The organism is Phytohabitans sp. LZ39, from assembly GCF_059359075.1.
On the sequence record NZ_JCADBM010000028.1, the window covers coordinates 54,677 to 70,638 of the forward strand.

Annotated in this window: 10 protein-coding genes and 1 pseudogene; 5 read left to right on the forward strand and 6 right to left on the reverse strand. The window is 70.2% G+C overall.

Annotation, left to right across the window (positions count from 1 at the left end; all coding sequences use genetic code 11):
* Positions 1-48: 48 nt before the first annotated feature.
* A pseudogene (locus tag AC5L36_RS38775) lies at positions 49-438 on the forward strand (zinc-binding dehydrogenase); the annotation flags it as partial.
* Positions 439-454: 16 nt separating this feature from the next.
* On the opposite strand, the gene AC5L36_RS38780 reads toward AC5L36_RS38775, so the two are convergent.
* Positions 455-985: a MarR family winged helix-turn-helix transcriptional regulator gene (locus AC5L36_RS38780; protein WP_441223674.1), complete on the reverse strand. Its 531-nt coding sequence runs from the start codon at positions 983-985 to the stop codon at positions 455-457.
* Positions 986-1,019: 34 nt separating this feature from the next.
* Here AC5L36_RS38780 and AC5L36_RS38785 point away from each other — a divergent pair, with 34 nt between their 5' ends.
* Positions 1,020-1,475 (forward strand): SLC13 family permease, encoded by a 456-nt coding sequence (locus tag AC5L36_RS38785; RefSeq protein WP_441223675.1) that lies wholly within the window; start codon positions 1,020-1,022, stop codon positions 1,473-1,475.
* 11 nt (positions 1,476-1,486) lie between these two features.
* Here the strand turns inward: AC5L36_RS38785 and AC5L36_RS38790 are convergent, their stop codons facing one another.
* From AC5L36_RS38790 to AC5L36_RS38805, 4 genes are all read right to left on the reverse strand, one after another.
* Positions 1,487-2,164 carry a potassium channel family protein gene (locus tag AC5L36_RS38790; RefSeq protein ID WP_441223676.1) on the reverse strand — a complete coding sequence of 226 codons (678 nt, stop codon included), beginning with the start codon at positions 2,162-2,164 and terminating at the stop codon, positions 1,487-1,489.
* Entirely contained in the window at positions 2,157-3,512 is a 1,356-nt protein-coding gene (locus AC5L36_RS38795; RefSeq protein WP_441223677.1) for a TrkH family potassium uptake protein, read from the reverse strand. Before AC5L36_RS38795 ends, AC5L36_RS38790 begins: the two co-directional genes overlap by 8 nt.
* A 93-nt stretch (positions 3,513-3,605) precedes the next feature.
* Positions 3,606-4,448 carry an efflux permease Rv1217c-related protein gene (locus AC5L36_RS38800; RefSeq protein ID WP_441223678.1) on the reverse strand — a complete coding sequence of 281 codons (843 nt, stop codon included), beginning with the start codon at positions 4,446-4,448 and terminating at the stop codon, positions 3,606-3,608.
* 14 nt (positions 4,449-4,462) lie between these two features.
* Complete coding sequence (locus AC5L36_RS38805; RefSeq protein ID WP_441223679.1) at positions 4,463-5,383, reverse strand: ABC transporter ATP-binding protein; 921 nt, start codon at positions 5,381-5,383, stop codon at positions 4,463-4,465.
* Between the two features lie 87 nt (positions 5,384-5,470).
* Between AC5L36_RS38805 and AC5L36_RS38810 the strand changes: the two genes are divergently transcribed.
* From AC5L36_RS38810 to AC5L36_RS38820, 3 genes are all read left to right on the forward strand, one after another.
* Positions 5,471-5,950 carry a GbsR/MarR family transcriptional regulator gene (locus AC5L36_RS38810; protein WP_441223680.1) on the forward strand — a complete coding sequence of 160 codons (480 nt, stop codon included), beginning with the start codon at positions 5,471-5,473 and terminating at the stop codon, positions 5,948-5,950.
* 171 nt (positions 5,951-6,121) lie between these two features.
* Positions 6,122-8,746: a sensor histidine kinase gene (locus tag AC5L36_RS38815; protein ID WP_441223681.1), complete on the forward strand. Its 2,625-nt coding sequence runs from the start codon at positions 6,122-6,124 to the stop codon at positions 8,744-8,746.
* Positions 8,743-9,483 (forward strand): response regulator, encoded by a 741-nt coding sequence (locus AC5L36_RS38820; RefSeq protein WP_441223682.1) that lies wholly within the window; start codon positions 8,743-8,745, stop codon positions 9,481-9,483. Before AC5L36_RS38815 ends, AC5L36_RS38820 begins: the two co-directional genes overlap by 4 nt.
* A gap of 11 nt (positions 9,484-9,494) precedes the next feature.
* Here AC5L36_RS38820 and AC5L36_RS38825 read toward each other — a convergent pair whose 3' ends face one another.
* Positions 9,495-15,851 carry an SDR family NAD(P)-dependent oxidoreductase gene (locus tag AC5L36_RS38825; protein ID WP_441223683.1) on the reverse strand — a complete coding sequence of 2,119 codons (6,357 nt, stop codon included), beginning with the start codon at positions 15,849-15,851 and terminating at the stop codon, positions 9,495-9,497.
* Between the last annotated feature and the right edge of the window lie 111 nt (positions 15,852-15,962).

Genomic DNA, 15,962 nt, shown 5'->3' on the forward strand with positions numbered 1-15,962 from the left:
CAGCCGGAAGCTGGATCTGGTCCGCCGCTCGGCGCCGACTACACCACCAACGACGTCACCCGCACCGGGCAACGGTACGACCTAGTCGTCGACATCCCGGGCGACCGGCCCTTCGCCGCGTACCGGCGGGCGCTGACCCCCGACGGCAGGTACGTCCTCATCGGACACGACCACTTCGGCCGCGCCGGACGCGGCTGGCTGGGCAGCCTGCCCCGGTTCGCGCGGCTCGGCGCGCTGTCGCTGTTCGTGCCCCAGCTGCGCCGGCCCGGCCCCGCGCGACAGAGCAAGCAGGATGCGATGGCCGCGCTGCGCGCATACCTCGAAGCAGGGCAGCTGGCCCCGGTCCTCGCCCGCACGTTCGACCTCGGTGCGGCGGCACAGGCCATCGGCTACCTGTCCAGCAGCCAAGCCGTCGGACGGAACGTGCTCACCGTGTGACCGTTACCGGCGCCGGTCAGGCCGGCACGGTATCCGCCGGCCGCGTCGTTGACGCGCGCCACTGCCGCCACCACAGCGGCTCGGAAGCCTCCCCCGCGGCCGCCACGAACTCCTCCAGCGCGCCGGCGAGCCCTTGCGGGTCCTCGACCTGGAGGCCGCGCACCAGCTTGGCGATCGCCCGCCGGCGGTGCCGCATGACGGCCCCGACCAAATCGCGGCCGGCCGGGGTCAGCAAGACCCAGGCCGCACGCCGGTCCTCACCGCGCCGGAACCGCTCGGCCAGCCCTTTGCGCACCAGGCGGTCGGACATCCGTGTGGCGGTGGACGCGGCCACCTCCAGTTCGGCGGCCAGGTCAGTCGTCCGCTGCGGGCCGCGGGCGGCGAGCACGACCAGCGTCCGATACTGCACGAGCGTCACCTCGGCATCCACCTGCGCCAGCGAACGCGCCGACAGCGCGACCAGCGCCCGGCTGGCACCGAGAAAACCGTCGACGAGAGCGGCCGTTTCGGCCGATGTGCGCCGGCCGCGCACCGCGGAATTTGCCACAACGCAATGTTTGCACACTAGTAGCCGGACACGGATGCCCCGCGAGCCGCTCGGCCTGTTCGTCACGGTCGGCGCCCTGGTCAACACTGGCGTCATCGAAGAAATCTCGCGGGCCGCCACCGACGCCACCGAAGGCCGGCTGTTCCTCGCCTCCATGGTGCTGCTGTGGGGATCGGCGTTCCTCTCGGCGATCGTCGACAACATTCCCTACGTGGCCACCATGAGCCCCGTCGTCGCCGAAATGGTCAACAGCAACGGCAACACCAGCCAGTCCCAGGTGCTGTGGTGGGCCCTCGCCCTTGGCGCGGACCTGGGCGGCAACGCCACCGCCGTCGGCGCCTCCGCAAACGTCGTCGTGCTGGGCATCGCCGAACGCGCCGGCAGACCCATCACCTTCTGGCAGTTCACGAAGTACGGCCTGGTCGTCACCGTCGTCACGGTAGCGCTCGCGGTGCCCTACCTGTGGCTGCGCTACTTCGCCCTGGCATGAGACCGCACCGGTCAGGTGGCCGCGGCGAAGCGTTCGACCTGGGTGAGGGTGCCAGCCACGATGAGGATGGCGTTTGGCGGGACGACAGTCTCCGGTCGCGCGTAGGTGAAGTCCTGCCCGGACTGTTTGACGCCGACGACGGTGACGCCGTACCGGGTGCGCAGGGCCGAGTCGGCGAGGGTGCGCCCGACGCTGTCGGCCGGGGCGCGGGTCTTGACGATGGCGAACCCGTCATCGAACTCGATGAAGTCGATCATCCTGCTGGTGATCAGGTGGGCGACCCGGTCGCCCATGGTCGCCTCGGGATAGATGACGTGGTTGGCGCCGACCGCAGACAGGATCTTGCCGTGTTTGGCGGTGATCGCCTTGGCCCAAATCTCAGTGATGCCGATCTCCGCCAAGGCCAGGACGGTCAGCACGCTGGCTTCGATGTCGGTGCCGATCCCGACCACGGCGCGGGTGAAGTCGGGCACACCGATCTGGCGCAGGGCCTCCTCGTCGGTCGAGTCGGCCTGCACCACGTGGGTGAGCCGCTCGGACCAGGACTGCACGATGCGCTGGTCTTCGTCGATGCCGAGCACCTCGTGACCGAGCCGGACCAGGGAGGCGGCGACCTGGCCGCCGAAGCGGCCCAGGCCGATGACGACGACGCCGTTGTCGCCGGCGCGGGTTTTGCCAGTGTTAGCCAACGATGGGTCGCTCCTTCGGGTATCGGTACAGCCTAGGTCGGCCGCGCAGGGCCAGCGCGGAGGCCACGGTGATAGTGCCGACCCGGCCCACGAACATCAGCGCGACCAGCACCAGTTGGGCCGGCTCGGGCAGGGTGTGGGTGATGTTCATGGACAGCCCGACCGTGGCGAACGCGGAGATGCTTTCGAACAGGGCCTGGTCGTAACGCAGGTGATCGGTGAAGTAGATCAACGCCATGGTGCCAGCGGTGATGACACCGACGCCGAGCAACGCCACCGTCAACGCCTGGCGTTGCGCCTCGTCGGTGATCCGCCGGCGGCCAACGACCACATCGGATTCGCCCTTAACCTCGGACCAGATCACGTAGGCGAGCAGAAAGAAGGTGGTCACCTTGATGCCGCCGGCGGTGCCGGCCGAGCCGCCACCGATGAACATCAGCACGTTCGTGGCCGTGATGGTCTCCAGGCTCATCGCGCCGTAGTCGGCGTTGTTGAAACCTGCCGTGCGAGGCATGGTGCCCTGGAAGAACGCGGCGAGGATCTTCTCGGCGACGCCGAGCGGCCCGTACGTGCCCGGATTGCCCCACTCGAATCCCAGCATCACCCCGAACCCGGCCACCAGCAGGACCAGCGTGCCCCACACAGTAATCCGGGTATGCACCGACCAGGCGGCGGGCTGGCGCCATTCGCGGCGCAACTCCATCAGTACCGGAAAGCCGATCCCGCCGACGATCACCGCAGCGGCGATCGGTAAGCAGATCCAGGCGTCGCCGACGAAGCCGATCAGGTTGTCGGTGTAGAGGGCGAAGCCGGCGTTGTTGAACGCCGACACCGCGTGGAACAGCCCGTACCAGAGTGCCCGGCCGAGCGGGTAGTCGTAGCCAATCCAGAACCGCGCCGCCAGCAGCACCGCGACGGCGGTCTCGCAGGCCAGGATCGCGACCGCGATCCGGCCCAGCACCGCGCGGACGTCGCCGAGGGCGAGGGTACGGGTCTCGGCCTGCGCGATCAGCCGGCCGCGTAGCCCCAGCCGCCGGGACACCAGCACGGACAGCAGCGTCGCCATCGTCATGATCCCGAACCCGCCAACCTGGATCAACGCCAGGATCACCCCGTGGCCGAAGTCGGACCAGTACGTCGGGGTGTCCACTCCCACCAGGCCGGTCACGCACACCGCCGAGGTCGCGGTGAACAGCGCGGTGATCAGCGGGGCACCGTCCGGCCCCTGCCGGGACACCGGCAAGGCCAGCAGCAAGGTGCCCACGGCGATCGCGCACAGGAACGCGATCGGCACTATCCGGGCCGGGTGCTGCACGGCACGGCGGACCGACGGGGATCTTGCGCGCACAGACACGGACCTTAGTACCGCCGAGGGATGGATGTAGGCCCGCCCCGCGGACGTCGCCGCGGCAACCCCGCCGGCCGCGTAGGGAGCGGTTTGTCAGCGGGCGAGGTCTCGGTGGTTCAGCCGCCAGGCTCCGGCCGTGATCAGTGCGAGGGTGGTGCCAGCGAGCACCGCGGTGTCGCCGGTGTGCATGCCGTTGGTGAGTGGTTGGTGGTCGATGTAGTAGTGGTACGGGGTGAGGTGGCGCAGCCAGTCGGCGCCGATTTGCGGGGCCAGCCCGTGCAGCGCGTAGGCAAGCACACCTAGGCCGCTGGTGGCGCCGAAAACGGCGCCTCGGGAGCGGCCGGTGGCAGCGCCGATGGTGGTGGCGAGGGCGCCGAAGAGCAGGCCGAGCAGGGCAACGTTGAGGGCCTGTGCGGCGAACTGGCCGACGCTGATCGCGTCCAGGTCGGCGCTGTCGCGTACGGCGAGCATCGCGGCGAAGACCGCGGCCGCGATGAGCAGGGCGCCGACCGCGAGGGCGGCGAAGCGGTGTAGGAGCAGTCGGGTGCGGCTGATCGGGTGTGCCAGCAGCAGATCGAGGTAGCCGGACTCCTCGTCGGCGGAGATCATGCGGGCGCCCGTGGCAGCGCCGTAGAAGGTGACCAGCAGGGGGACGAGGAGCCCGAACACGGCGCCGCGCAGGTAACCGGCCGGGGTGGTTGCGTCCTCGAACCCGAAGCCGCGCATCGCCTCCGGCACGGTGGCCATCGTGTCGGCGGTGACCTGCGGGTAGAAGCTCGCGTAGGCCATCGCCAGCAGCCCGATGGCGAGGGCCCAGACCGGGAAGATCCGCCGGTTGTCCCACAGCGTGCGGGTGAACATCGAGCCGTTGACGGCGCCGCCAATGCCGGTGACGCCCGGGGCCCGGCTCGTGCGCGAGGTGGTCGAGGTCGTCATCGTCCTGCCGTTCGTCAGCCGCCAGCAACGGCGGTCGAAGTGGGGGCGGATTGTCCGCCGGTGTAGATGGTGTGGAAAAGGTCTTCCAGGTTCTGGGTATTCGCGCGCAGGCCGATGACGGTATGCCGAGCGGCCGCCTTGACCACGGGGTCCGGGCTGCCGTCGATCCGGAACGACAGTGTGGCGCCGTCCACCGCCAGGTCGGTGACACACGGTAGGGCGGCGAACTCCGCGGCCGGCGATGCGCCGGCGAACGTGATCGACATCCGCAGGAAGGAGCGGGCGCGCAGGTCAGTGACCGTGTCCAGGGCGACCAGGCGACCCTCGCGGATGATCGCTACCCGGTCGGCGACCGCTTCGACCTCGTTCATGACGTGACTGGACATGAACACCGTCCGCCCCGCCTGCTTGGCCTCGACCACCAGGTCGAGGAAGGTTTGCTGGACCAGCGGGTCGAGGCCGGTCGTGGGCTCGTCCAGGATCAGCAGCTCCGGGTCGTGCATGAACGCCTGGACCAGGCCGACCTTCTGCCGGTTGCCCTTCGACAGACTCTTCACCGGCGCCCGCAGATCCAGGCCGAGCCGACTGGCCAATGCCGCGATCCGGGCGGCTGGTACGCCACCGCGTAGCGCGGCGAGGAAAGCCAGGCATTCACCGGCCCGTTGCCGGCCGTCGACGACGAAGTCGCCGGGCAGGTAGCCGACCCGCCGGTGCACCTCGATCGCGTCCGCGCGGGGCGCCAAGCCGAACACGCGGGCTGTGCCGGAGGTCGGGCGGATCAGATCCAGCAGCAGCCGGATCGTGGTGGTCTTGCCGGCGCCGTTGGGGCCGAGGAAGCCGAACACCTCGCCGGTGTCAACGGTCAGCGTCAGGCCGGCCAGCCCGCGTCGCGTGCCGTACGTCTTGGTGAGCTCGTTGAGCTCGATCGCACCCATGCCATGAATCTATCAAAGTCTTCAGAAATCTCTGAAGACTTGGAGGCGTTAGGATGTCGTCAAGATCTCGAACATAAGGGGCAAGCTTTGGCGGACACCACCGACGCCGCGGAGCGGATGGCGTTGACCCTCACCCAAGGCGGGCTACAGAAGGCCACCGCCCGGGTACTGGCCGCGTTCCTGTTCGCCGACACCGCCAGCCTCACCGCACCGCAGATCGCCGAGCAGCTGACGATCAGCTCCGGCTCGGTCTCCGGGGCAATCAAGATGCTCTCCACCGTCGGACTGATCGAGCGGGTACCGGCGCCGGGTAGCCGCCGCGAGCACTACCGCCTGCGCGACGGCGCCTGGGCCACGTTGATGTCCACACAGAACGGCATGGTCCAAGCCATGTTCGAGGCCGCCGACCGCGGCATCCAAGCCGCGGGCCCGGACAGCCCGGCCGCCCACCGCCTCACCGAGATGCGGGACTTCTACGCCTTCATGTTCCGTGAGCTACCCGCACTCATCGACCGCTGGAAAGCCCAGAGACGCCCCACGCGGGATCCGGTGACAAAGCCGAGATAGCCGGTTCTCCAGACATCTCGTCATGTCTCGTCCGCAAGAGCGCCGGGGTGGTTGGCGAGAAACGCGTATTCTCGCGTTTCTCGCGCCCCGAGCAGGGACTTCCGCATTGTCTGTATCGCCGAGCCATCGACGGGACGGCGACGGGCTTGCCAGGCGCGGCAAAATCGAGCCATGGCGCGTGGCCGGTTGCGGATCTATCTCGGTGCGGCCCCCGGCGTCGGGAAGACCTTCGCCATGTTCAGTGAGGCTCACCGGTGCAAGGAGCAGGGCACTGACGTGGTGGTCGGGTTCGTGGAGACGTACGGCCGCGAGGACACCGCACGGCTCGTCGGCGGCCTGGAGGTGGTCCCTCCCAAGACCCTGTGTGGTCAAGAGACCAACTTTGCCGAGATGGACGTGGACGCCGTTGTCGGCCGCAGCCCGCAGGTGGTGGTCGTTGACGAGCTGGCACACACCAATGCTCCTGGCTCGCGCAACACCAAGCGGTGGCAGGACATCCAGCAGCTGCTGGATGCCGGCATCACGGTGCTATCCACTGTGAATATCCAGCACCTGGAGTCGCTCAACGACGCGGTGTGGCAGATCGCCAACGTTAGCCCGCAGGAGACCGTGCCCGACAAGTTCGTCCGGTTGGCCGACCAGGTCGAGCTCGTCGACGTGACCCCGGAGGTTCTGCGCCGCCGGATCGCGCTCGGCAACGTGTTGCCACCGGACCAGGTTGATGCCGCGTTGGGCGGCTACTTCCGGGTCGACAACCTCACAGCGCTGCGCGAGCTGGCGCTTCTGTGGCTGGCCGACCAGGTCGACGAGCAACTGGACGCGTACCGAGCAGCACGTGGCGTGGGCGGCGCCTGGGGAGCCCGCGAACGGCTCGTCGTCGCTCTTACCGGCGGTCCCGAGGGGGAGGCACTCATCCGCCGGGCTGCCCGCATCGCCGCCCGCACGAAGGGCGCAGAGGTGATGGCCGTCCACGTGGCCCGCGCCGACGGCCTGACCGGCGCCGACCCCGCTTCGCTAGCCCGGCAGCGGGTGCTGGTCGAGAGCCTCGGCGGCACTTACCACCAGGTCACCGGCGATCGCGTACCCGCCGCACTGATCGACTTCGCCCGCGGCGTCGACGCCACCCAGCTCGTGCTCGGCGCGTCTCGGCGCGGCCGGCTGGCGCAGATTCTCTCCCCCGGCGTCGGTGTCACCACCACCAACCTGTCCGGGCCGATCGACGTGCATCTTGTCATCCACGAACAGGTCGGACGGGGCCGACTGCGTCTGGCAGCCCGTAGCCCCGTGTCGCGGTCACGCCAGCTCGCCGGCTTCGCGCTCACCGTGCTGGGGCTGCCGATGCTTACCGCCGTCCTGTATCCGCTGCGGGACGACCTCTCGCTGTCCAGCAATGTGCTGCTCGTGCTGGCCACTGTGGTCGCCGTGGCGCTCGTGGGTGGCCGGTGGCCGGCGGTGGCCGCCGCCGTGATCGGCTTCCTGCTGCTGAACTTCTACTTCACCGAGCCGTTCGACGCCTTCGACATCGCCAACAGCGAACACCTGCTGGCTCTGCTCGTCTTTCTCGTCGTCGCCGTCGCGGTGGCCACGGTGGTCGACGTCGCCGCCCGACGCACCCGGGAGGCCGCCGCAGCCTCGGCTGACGCCTCGACGCTGGCCGCCGTCGCCGGCAGCGTGCTACGCGGCACGCGGCCCCTGACCGCCCTACTGGAACGGCTCCGGGAAACCTTCGGCCTGGCCTCGGTAACCGTTCTCGAGCGCGTGCCCGGTTGGTCGGACGCGCCGGACCAGCAGGCCCGCGACGCGTGGCGGATCGCTGCCACCGTGGGCGGCCCACCCTGCCAGGCACCGGGGCAGGGCGACGCCACCGTACCGGTCGACGACGACCTCGCCCTGGTGCTGTGCGGGCGGGCACTGCCGGCTAGCGACCGCCGCATCGTCGAGGCGTTCGCCGCTCAGGCCGCTCTTGCCCTACGCCAGGAACGCCTGGCCGCCGAGGCCGCCAAAGCCCGTCCGCTGGAAGAGGCCGACAAGATGCGCACCGCGCTGCTCGCCGCCGTGAGCCACGACCTGCGGACCCCGCTGGCCTCCGCGATGGCCGCGGTGGCGAGCCTGCGCAGCCGCGACGTCGAATTCTCCACTGAGGACCAGAAGGAACTGCTGGCCACTGCCGCCGAGTCGCACGAACGCCTGCGCCGACTGATCGAGAACCTGCTCGACATGAGCCGTCTACAGGCTGGCGCCCTGGGCGTCTTCGCCACCGCGGTAGGGCTGGAGGACGCTGTTCCCACGGCGCTGGACGAGATCGGCGAACCTGGCCGGCTCGTCCGTGTGCGTATCCCGGACGACCTTGCCACGGTCACCGCCGATCCCGGCCTGTTGCAACGCATCTTGGTCAACGTCATAGGCAACGCACTGCGGTTCAGTTCGCCTGGAAAGCTTCCGATCATCACCGGCAGCGACCGCGACGGCCAGGTCGAGCTGCGGGTCATCGACCACGGCCCAGGCATCCCCGAAGAACACCGGGACCGGGTGTTCCAGCCGTTCCAACGACTCGGCGACCGTTCCAACGGCACCGGTGTCGGCCTCGGACTAGCCCTGTCCCGCGGCCTCGCCGAAGCGATGGGCGGCTCGCTCACACCGGAAACCACCCCGGGAGGCGGCCTTACCATGGTGCTCACTCTGCCCGCCGCGCGGCCGCCGTCGGCCGCGCGCGCAACGCACCCCACGGCATTGGCCGACCGGACTATCGTCGGACGCCAACACCACCCCAGCCGTACCGGGACGGAGCAGGTGTGAGCCGCATCCTGGTCGTCGACGACGACCCGCAGATCCTGCGAACACTCCGGATCAACCTGCGGGCCCGCGGCTACGACGTCGACACTGTCGCCGACGCCGACGCCGCCCTCCATGCGGCCGCCGCCGGCAGGCCCGACCTGATCGTGCTCGACCTCGGCCTGCCCGACCGCGACGGCGTCGAGGTCGTCCGCGACCTGCGTGGATGGAACAACGCGCCGATCATCGTGCTGTCGGGACGCAGCGGCAGTGCCGACAAGGTCGACGCCCTCGATGCCGGCGCCGACGACTACGTCACCAAACCCTTCGGCCTGGACGAGCTGCTCGCCCGCATTCGCGCGGCCAGCCGCCGCACCAGCACATCCGCGGCATCGCCGACCCTTCAGCTCGACTCGTATACGGTCGACCTGGCCGCTCGGCTCGTCCGGGGCGCTGACGGCACTCAGGTTCGGCTAACCCCCACCGAGTGGCACCTGCTGGAGATCCTCGCCCGGCAGCCTGGCGCGCTGGTCGGCCAGCGCCAGTTACTGGAACAGGTGTGGGGACCCAAGTTCGTGAACGAAACCCAGTATCTGCGCCAGTACATGGCTCAGCTGCGCCGAAAACTCGAAGCCGATCCCGCCCACCCTCAGCACCTGCTCACCGAGCCGGGCATGGGCTACCGCCTCCAGCTCGGGCCTGGCCCCACCGTTTCCTTCGCACCCCAAATGTCCGTCGAACCGGCCGCCGAGGGCGACTAACCCATGCGCGGCTACGCGGCCGCCGGCGGCAGCCAGTAGCGCTCCGCCCCGAAGGGATACCCCGGCAAGTCGACGTGGCGCAACGGCGCCGGGTACAAGGCCTCCCACGTGACGGCGGCACCGGCGACCCAGAAAGCGGCTAGAACGGCCAGGTCGCGCTCGGCCAGAGCCCGCGCCACCTGTTGGTCGTAGTTCTCGGCGTTACGACGCCGTCGAGATGCCGGGTCGGTACGCCAACAGTGGTCCCCTGGCGGCTGGCCCGCGGCGATGGCGTCCAAGATTTCGACCAGCTTCGCCAGGCTGGTGACGAGGACCGCGCAGCGTTCGCGTAGCGGCTCCCGCCGCACCTGGAGTTGGTGGGCGGCCTCGGCCAGGGTGACGTCGGACCGGCCGCGAAGCGACGCCGCGAGGCCGGCACAGTGTGCACGTAGCCGCTCCGCGTCGTGCGCGGAGACGGTCACGAGGTGCTCGCCAGGGACGTCATGCGGTGGCGGCTCGGTGGTCGAAAACTCCTCGACGATCGCGTGGGCGTTGACACCACCGGCGCCGAACGAGCTGATGCCGGCTCGGCGCGGCAGGCGTTCACCGTCGCTGCCCGCGGCGGCGGAAGCCGGCCACGCCGCCAGCGTCCGTTGGAGTCGTAGGCGCGAGGCGGTGAGGTCGATGCGCGGGTTCGGCCCCTCCGCATGTAGAGACGGCGCGAGCGCGCGATGGCGCAACTGCAATAGCACCTTGGTGAGTCCCGCGATCCCGGCAGCCGATTCGAGGTGGCCGATGTTGGTCGTCACCGAGCCGATGGCGCACTCCCCGACCGCGCCGTCCGCCGCCGGTGCGCCCTCCGGAGCGGCACCGTACGCCTGGGCCAGGCCGGCGATCTCGATCGGGTCGCCCAGCGCCGTCCCGGTGCCGTGGGCCTCGACATAGGTGACGCCGCCAGGCGCGATGCCGGCACGACGCAGCGCCGACCGCATCAGCTCGGCCTGTGCGGAAGGGCCGGGCGCGGCAGAGCTGTTGGTCCGGCCGCCGTGATTGACGGCGGTGCCGCGGATGACGCCCAGGATCTTGTCGCCGTCAGCCAGCGCCGCGTGCAGTGGCTTGAGGAGGACGGCGCCGACGCCCTCTCCCGGCACGAACCCGTTGGTCTGGTCACCGAAGGCGTGGCGGCGTCCCTGCGGTGCGAGCATCTGTCGCTGGCGCAGCCGCTCGTACTTGACGGGGTGCAGGTAGAGGTTGACGCCGCCGGCGAGGGCCATGCGGCACTCGCCCCGGGCGAGGCTCTCGCACGCGAGGTGGACCGCACTGAGCGACGACGCGCAGGCGGCGTCGACCGGCATGCTCGGCCCGTGCAGGTCGAAGCAGTGGGACACCCGGTTGGCGATGGACCACGGAGTCGACGTGGGGATCGCGGCATGTCCGGCGCGGCTCTGGTCCGGCCCCCACAGCAGGTAGCTCTGCGTGGTGACTCCGACGAAGACGCCTACCGCGCGGTCGCCGTGCCGGTTCGGGTTGCCGAGCCGATGCGGCGGCCATCCGGCGTCCTCGAACGTGTGCCAGGCGGTCTCCAGAAACAGCCTCTCCTGCGGGTCCATCACCTCCGCTTCCCGGGGCGAGATGTTGAAGAACAGCGGATCGAAGCTGTCGACGTCATCCAGGAATCCGCCACGCAGGCGGTGGATGCCGTTGTCGGCTGGGTCCGCCGGTACGGCGAGGCCGTGTCGCCACCGGTCCCAACGGGCGGGAGGGATCTCGGAGACGCAGTCCTGTCCGGCGGACAGCTGGCGCCAGAAGGCCGCCACGTCCGGCGCCATCGGGTAGCGCCCGGCCATTCCGATGACGGCGACCGCACTGCCGGTGGGCTGGTCGGCCGCCGGGATACCGGCCGCGGGGCGACCGGGCCTCACCGGTGGATCCGCCGATCGGCTGGAGCGCGGCCGGGCGAGGCGATCCGCCACCTGGTCGAGCGTGCGGCACTCGAACAGCAGCGTGTGGGGCACCGGTCCCCAGTCCCGTTCCAGCCGGGTGTTGGCCTGGGCCACGAAGATCGAGTCGACGCCGTACTGGTCGAACGGCAGGTCGCTGTCGAGATCGTCGGGCGGGACGTGCAGGAGCTCGGCGAACAGCGACCGCAAGAAGGCCAGGGCCTGCTCGCGCGTGGTGGCCGGGGCGGCACCCGCTTCCGCGGACGCGGACGGCCGCACCTGGCCGGCGAGCAGGCGCACGGCGCGTTCCCGGTCGCCGAACAGGTAGGTGCGCCGGCCTCCGCCGCGAAGCGCGTCGTCGAGCAGGCGCAGCCCGACGTCGACCGGCATGGCGGACAGCCCGGTGACCGGACGGAACACGCTCGCCCCGATCTCTGGCACGCGCATTCCGCCGCCGTCCCACAGCGGCCAGTCCACCGCCACGGTCGTCCCGGTGCGCCGCCCGGCGGCCCGCCACGACTCCCGCTGTTCGGCGAACTCGCCGAGGAAGGCATTGGCGACCGCGTAGTCTGCCTGCCCCGCATTGCCGATGACGGACACCACGGACGAGAAGAGGGCGAAGAAGTCGAGCGGCTCGTGACGGGTGGCATGGTCGAGGTTGCGTGTGCCCCGCACTTTGGGCGCGAGGACGGTATGCACGTCCTGCGGGCTCTTGTCCTTCAGCAACCGGTCGCGCAAGGCGCCCGCGGCGTGGAACACCCCGTTGAGTGGTCCGAACGCCGCCCAGACAGTGCGGAGAAGTTCCTCGACCTGATCTTGAAGGGTGACGTCAGTCTGGTGGTAGAGCAGCCGTTGCGCGTCGGTGCCGGCTTCAGCGGCGACGGTGGGCACCAGATCGGGTGGTGCTGGCGACCGGCCGGCGAGCGCCACCCGCACGCCCGGCACGGCGAGCAGGTGTGCGGCCAGCTTGCGGCCCAGCCCGCCCGCGCCACCGGTGATCAGGTACACGCCGTCGCGACGGACGCCGGTATGCGCCAGCTCGGATCGCGGCGCCGTGCCGGTCGGCGCCGGCTGGTACTCACGTATCTGTCGCCGGCCGCTTTCGTAGCGCACGAGGAAGGGGGTGTCGGTCTGACCAAACTCCGTCCGCAAGGCAGACCACATCGCTGGGTCGTCCGCGGCGCTGTCGGCAAGGACGCAGGTGAGTCGCAAACGGCTGGTCTCATGCGCCAGACACGCCGCCAGACCGGTGAAGGACGTCCACTCCGGCCGTGGTTGCCGGGCGCCGCGTGGTTGGGCGAGCAGCACGCGTATCGGCGCCTCGTCTGCCAGCCTCAGCAGCGTCCGCATCAGCAGGATGGTGGACGCCATTCCATCCTCGTCTGCCTCATCGTCGCCGGTCGACACTTCAGGCGCGAGCAGCACGATCCGGTGTGGCGGCCGGTCCACATCGGCCAGGGCGTCGACTGTCATGAGGATCGGCTCTGTGCCCAACCCGAGCGCGGCCGCCTGCTCGACTCCGGCGCCGCCGGCGGGGGTGACGACCAGGACCGGTGCCGCCGGATCGGCGACATGATCGAGGCCGTGCTCGTCGACACGCGTCCAGCGAGCGGTCACTTCGACCGGTTCGGCGCCTGCGGCCGTGGCGCGCGGCAACCTTCGTGGCGTGCGGTGTTCGATGCGGTCGAACTCATACGCCGGCAAGGACAGTTTGCTGACCGGGCGGTCGGACCAGTACATGTCCCAGTCGATGTCGACACCGGCCAGCCACAGATCGAGCAGTGGCTGGGCGGCTCGATCGGTCGTGACCGACGCGGTGGTGACCGTGATGGCCCGCCGTGTGGACGGTGCGGCACGCGCGCCCGCGATGTCGAGCACGCCCATGCCGTCGGGGGGCGCCGGCAGGACGGCTTCCGGGTCCCGAAGGCGGTCGACCCAGGCCGCCGTCGCGCTGGACCCGGCGCGGTCGCCGGAGTGCCGCGCGAGGATCGGGTACCGGTGCAGATCCACGCTCATCTTGTCGGCACGGCGCTGTGCGGACCCGGCCGCGGATCGTTGTTCGTCCGTGCCGCCGTAGGCGAAGGCGAGGAGCTCCTCGGGAAGGCAGAGGCCGTCCAGAAGCAGATCGAGCAGTTCGCGTACGCGCGGATCGCCGACCAGCAGGAGTCGCGGCAGCGACCACTTGCGGTTGAGCCGGTCCAGCGCGTGGTGCATGGCCAGCACCCGGATCAGGGTGTCCAGTGCCTGACCGGTGGACACCGCGGCCAGCGCCCGCCCGTCCAGCGGCAGCCGAAGGCGGCCAAGGCCGCGCGCTTCCCACGCCTGGTGCCATTCTTGGAGATTGGCGCGATACGTGTGCTGCTCCACCAGCGCCGCAGCCCGATCCCGCAAAGTCGCGAACTCTGCCGGCGTCACCCGCGCGTCGCCGAGAAGGTCGCCGAGGTACGCCTCGTCCATCGTGGATGGTCGGATGGCCTGCTCCGGGCTCGGGCCGCGAAATACGAGGGCGGGGGCCTGGAGCTCGAGCGGCGCGGCCGAGCCGGTCGCCAGGTCGACCGCTGCACGCGGGGCGAGCGCGCCCGCGGCGGCCAGCGCGGGCCACAGTCCGGGACCGGTCGCGGTCAGGGCCTGCGGGCGCAGCCCCATCCGCAGGAAGAACCGCAGGACGAAGTAGGTGAACAGGCATGCCTCGCCGGCTCCCCACTGGCCGTGCGCGAGCCGGTGCAGGATTGGCGCGAGCGCGGGCGACTCGTCCACAGTAGATCGTGTGACGTCGGCCAAGGGGCCGCCGTCGAGCAACTCGTTCCACCGCCGCGTGGGTGGCTCGACGGGCGATGGGCCGACGCGTATCCACCACGCCGTAGTCGGCTCGTTGGCGGCCTCGGCGCGGACGTCGGCCAGCACCGCGGCGATGTCGTCCCGGCTTTTGACGAGGGCGCCCACACGGACGGCGAAGTGTTCCCGGCCGCGCGCCAGCGTGCCGCAGATGTCCGCGGGGTCCGCGGTCCGCGACCGCTGCGAAGGCTCGCGCCACCGCTCGATCAGCCGGTCGAGTGCCTGTGGCGTCCGGGCGGACAGCAGCAAAGGGTAGCGGCTTGAGGGCGAGGCGGGTCCGCCGCGCGTGCCGGGCGGCCGGTACTCCTCCACGCAGACATGGGCGTTGACCCCGCCCATGCCGAACGAGCTGACGCCGCCGCGCAACGGGCCGGATCCGCGGTGGGTCACCCACGGCTGTTCCGATGTCGCGAGCCGGAACGGGCCCGTGGACAGGTCGATGAGCGGGTTCGGTGCGTCGACGTGGATGCTCGGCGGGATCCGGCGTCCCTGTAGCATCATCAACACCTTGACGAGACCGGCGATGCCCGCGGCGGCCTCGAGATGGCCTATGTTCGGCTTCACCGAACCGAGCGTGCACCAGGGGCCGCCGAACGAGGGTGACTCGAACACCTGCCGTAACGCCTGTACCTCGACGGGATCGCCGAGCGACGTGCCGGTGCCGTGTGCTTCCACGTAGCTGACGCTCGACGGATCGAATGCGGCCCGAGCCAGCGCCGTCTGGACGGCCTCGCGCTGAGACTCCACTGTGGGCGCGGTGATGGTGGGCCGCCGCCCGCCGTGGTTGACGGCGGACCCCGCGACAAGGCCGTAGATGTGGTCGCCGTCGCGTTCGGCGTCGCCGAGCCGGCGAAGCAGCACCATGGCTGCCCCGTCGCCTGGAACGTAGCCGTCCGCGGTCCGGTCGAAGGTCCGGCATAGACCGCGGGGACTGAGCATGCGGGCCTTGGAGAAGGAGATGTACTTCCAGGGGTGCAGATTCAGGCTGACACCACCGGCCAGCACGTAGTCCGCCTCGTCGTCGAGCAGGGCCCGCACACCGAGATGGATGGCTACCAGCGAGGAGGCACAGGCGGCGTCGACGGACAGGCTCGCCCCGCGTAGGCCGAGGGCATGAGAGACGCGGTTCGCCAGCATGCTGTCGTAGGCGCCTACCGCAGAATGGCTCTCCACCGGCGCGGTGGGGTCCGAGACGGCTTGGAGGTGGTCGCGGCCCATCACTCCGACGAACACGGAAGTACGCGCGCGGCGCAGGTCTGCCATCCGGGTGCCGGAGTCCTCGACGCACCGCCAGCCCTGCTCCAGCAACAGTCGTTGCTGTGGATCCATCAGCTCCGCCTCACGCGGCGAGATGTGGAAGAACGCGTGGTCGAACGCGTAGGGAGAGTCGATCAGGCCACACCACTTGCTAATGCTGCGGTTGGGCACCGTGATGTCCGGCGAGTAGAACTCATCGACATCCCACCGGTCCGCGGTGATCTCGCGGACGGAGCAGACGCCCTGCCGCAGGTTGGCGTAGAACTCGTGGTGGTCGCGCGCGCCAGGAAGCCGGCAGCCGATACCCACCACGGCGACGCGATCGTTTCCCTTGCCGGACCACCGGTCATCGGTCACGTTTGGCCCTCTACTCAATCATGGGGTTGAACTACGATCTCCCGATTGCTGTCCAGCGCGTAAGTGGCCAGTTCATGCCAAGCGCGGCGCGCCGTCGCGATCCTCGTTCCG

Bases quoted from the DNA above. Each gene is read 5' to 3' on its own strand.
- AC5L36_RS38785 (WP_441223675.1), top strand. From the start codon at position 1,020: ATGCCCCGCGAGCCGCTCGGCCTGTTCGTCACGGTCGGCGCCCTGGTC.
- AC5L36_RS38800 (WP_441223678.1), bottom strand. From the start codon at position 4,448: ATGACGACCTCGACCACCTCGCGCACGAGCCGGGCCCCGGGCGTCACC.
- AC5L36_RS38805 (WP_441223679.1), bottom strand. From the start codon at position 5,383: ATGGGTGCGATCGAGCTCAACGAGCTCACCAAGACGTACGGCACGCGA.
- AC5L36_RS38815 (WP_441223681.1), top strand. From the start codon at position 6,122: ATGGCGCGTGGCCGGTTGCGGATCTATCTCGGTGCGGCCCCCGGCGTC.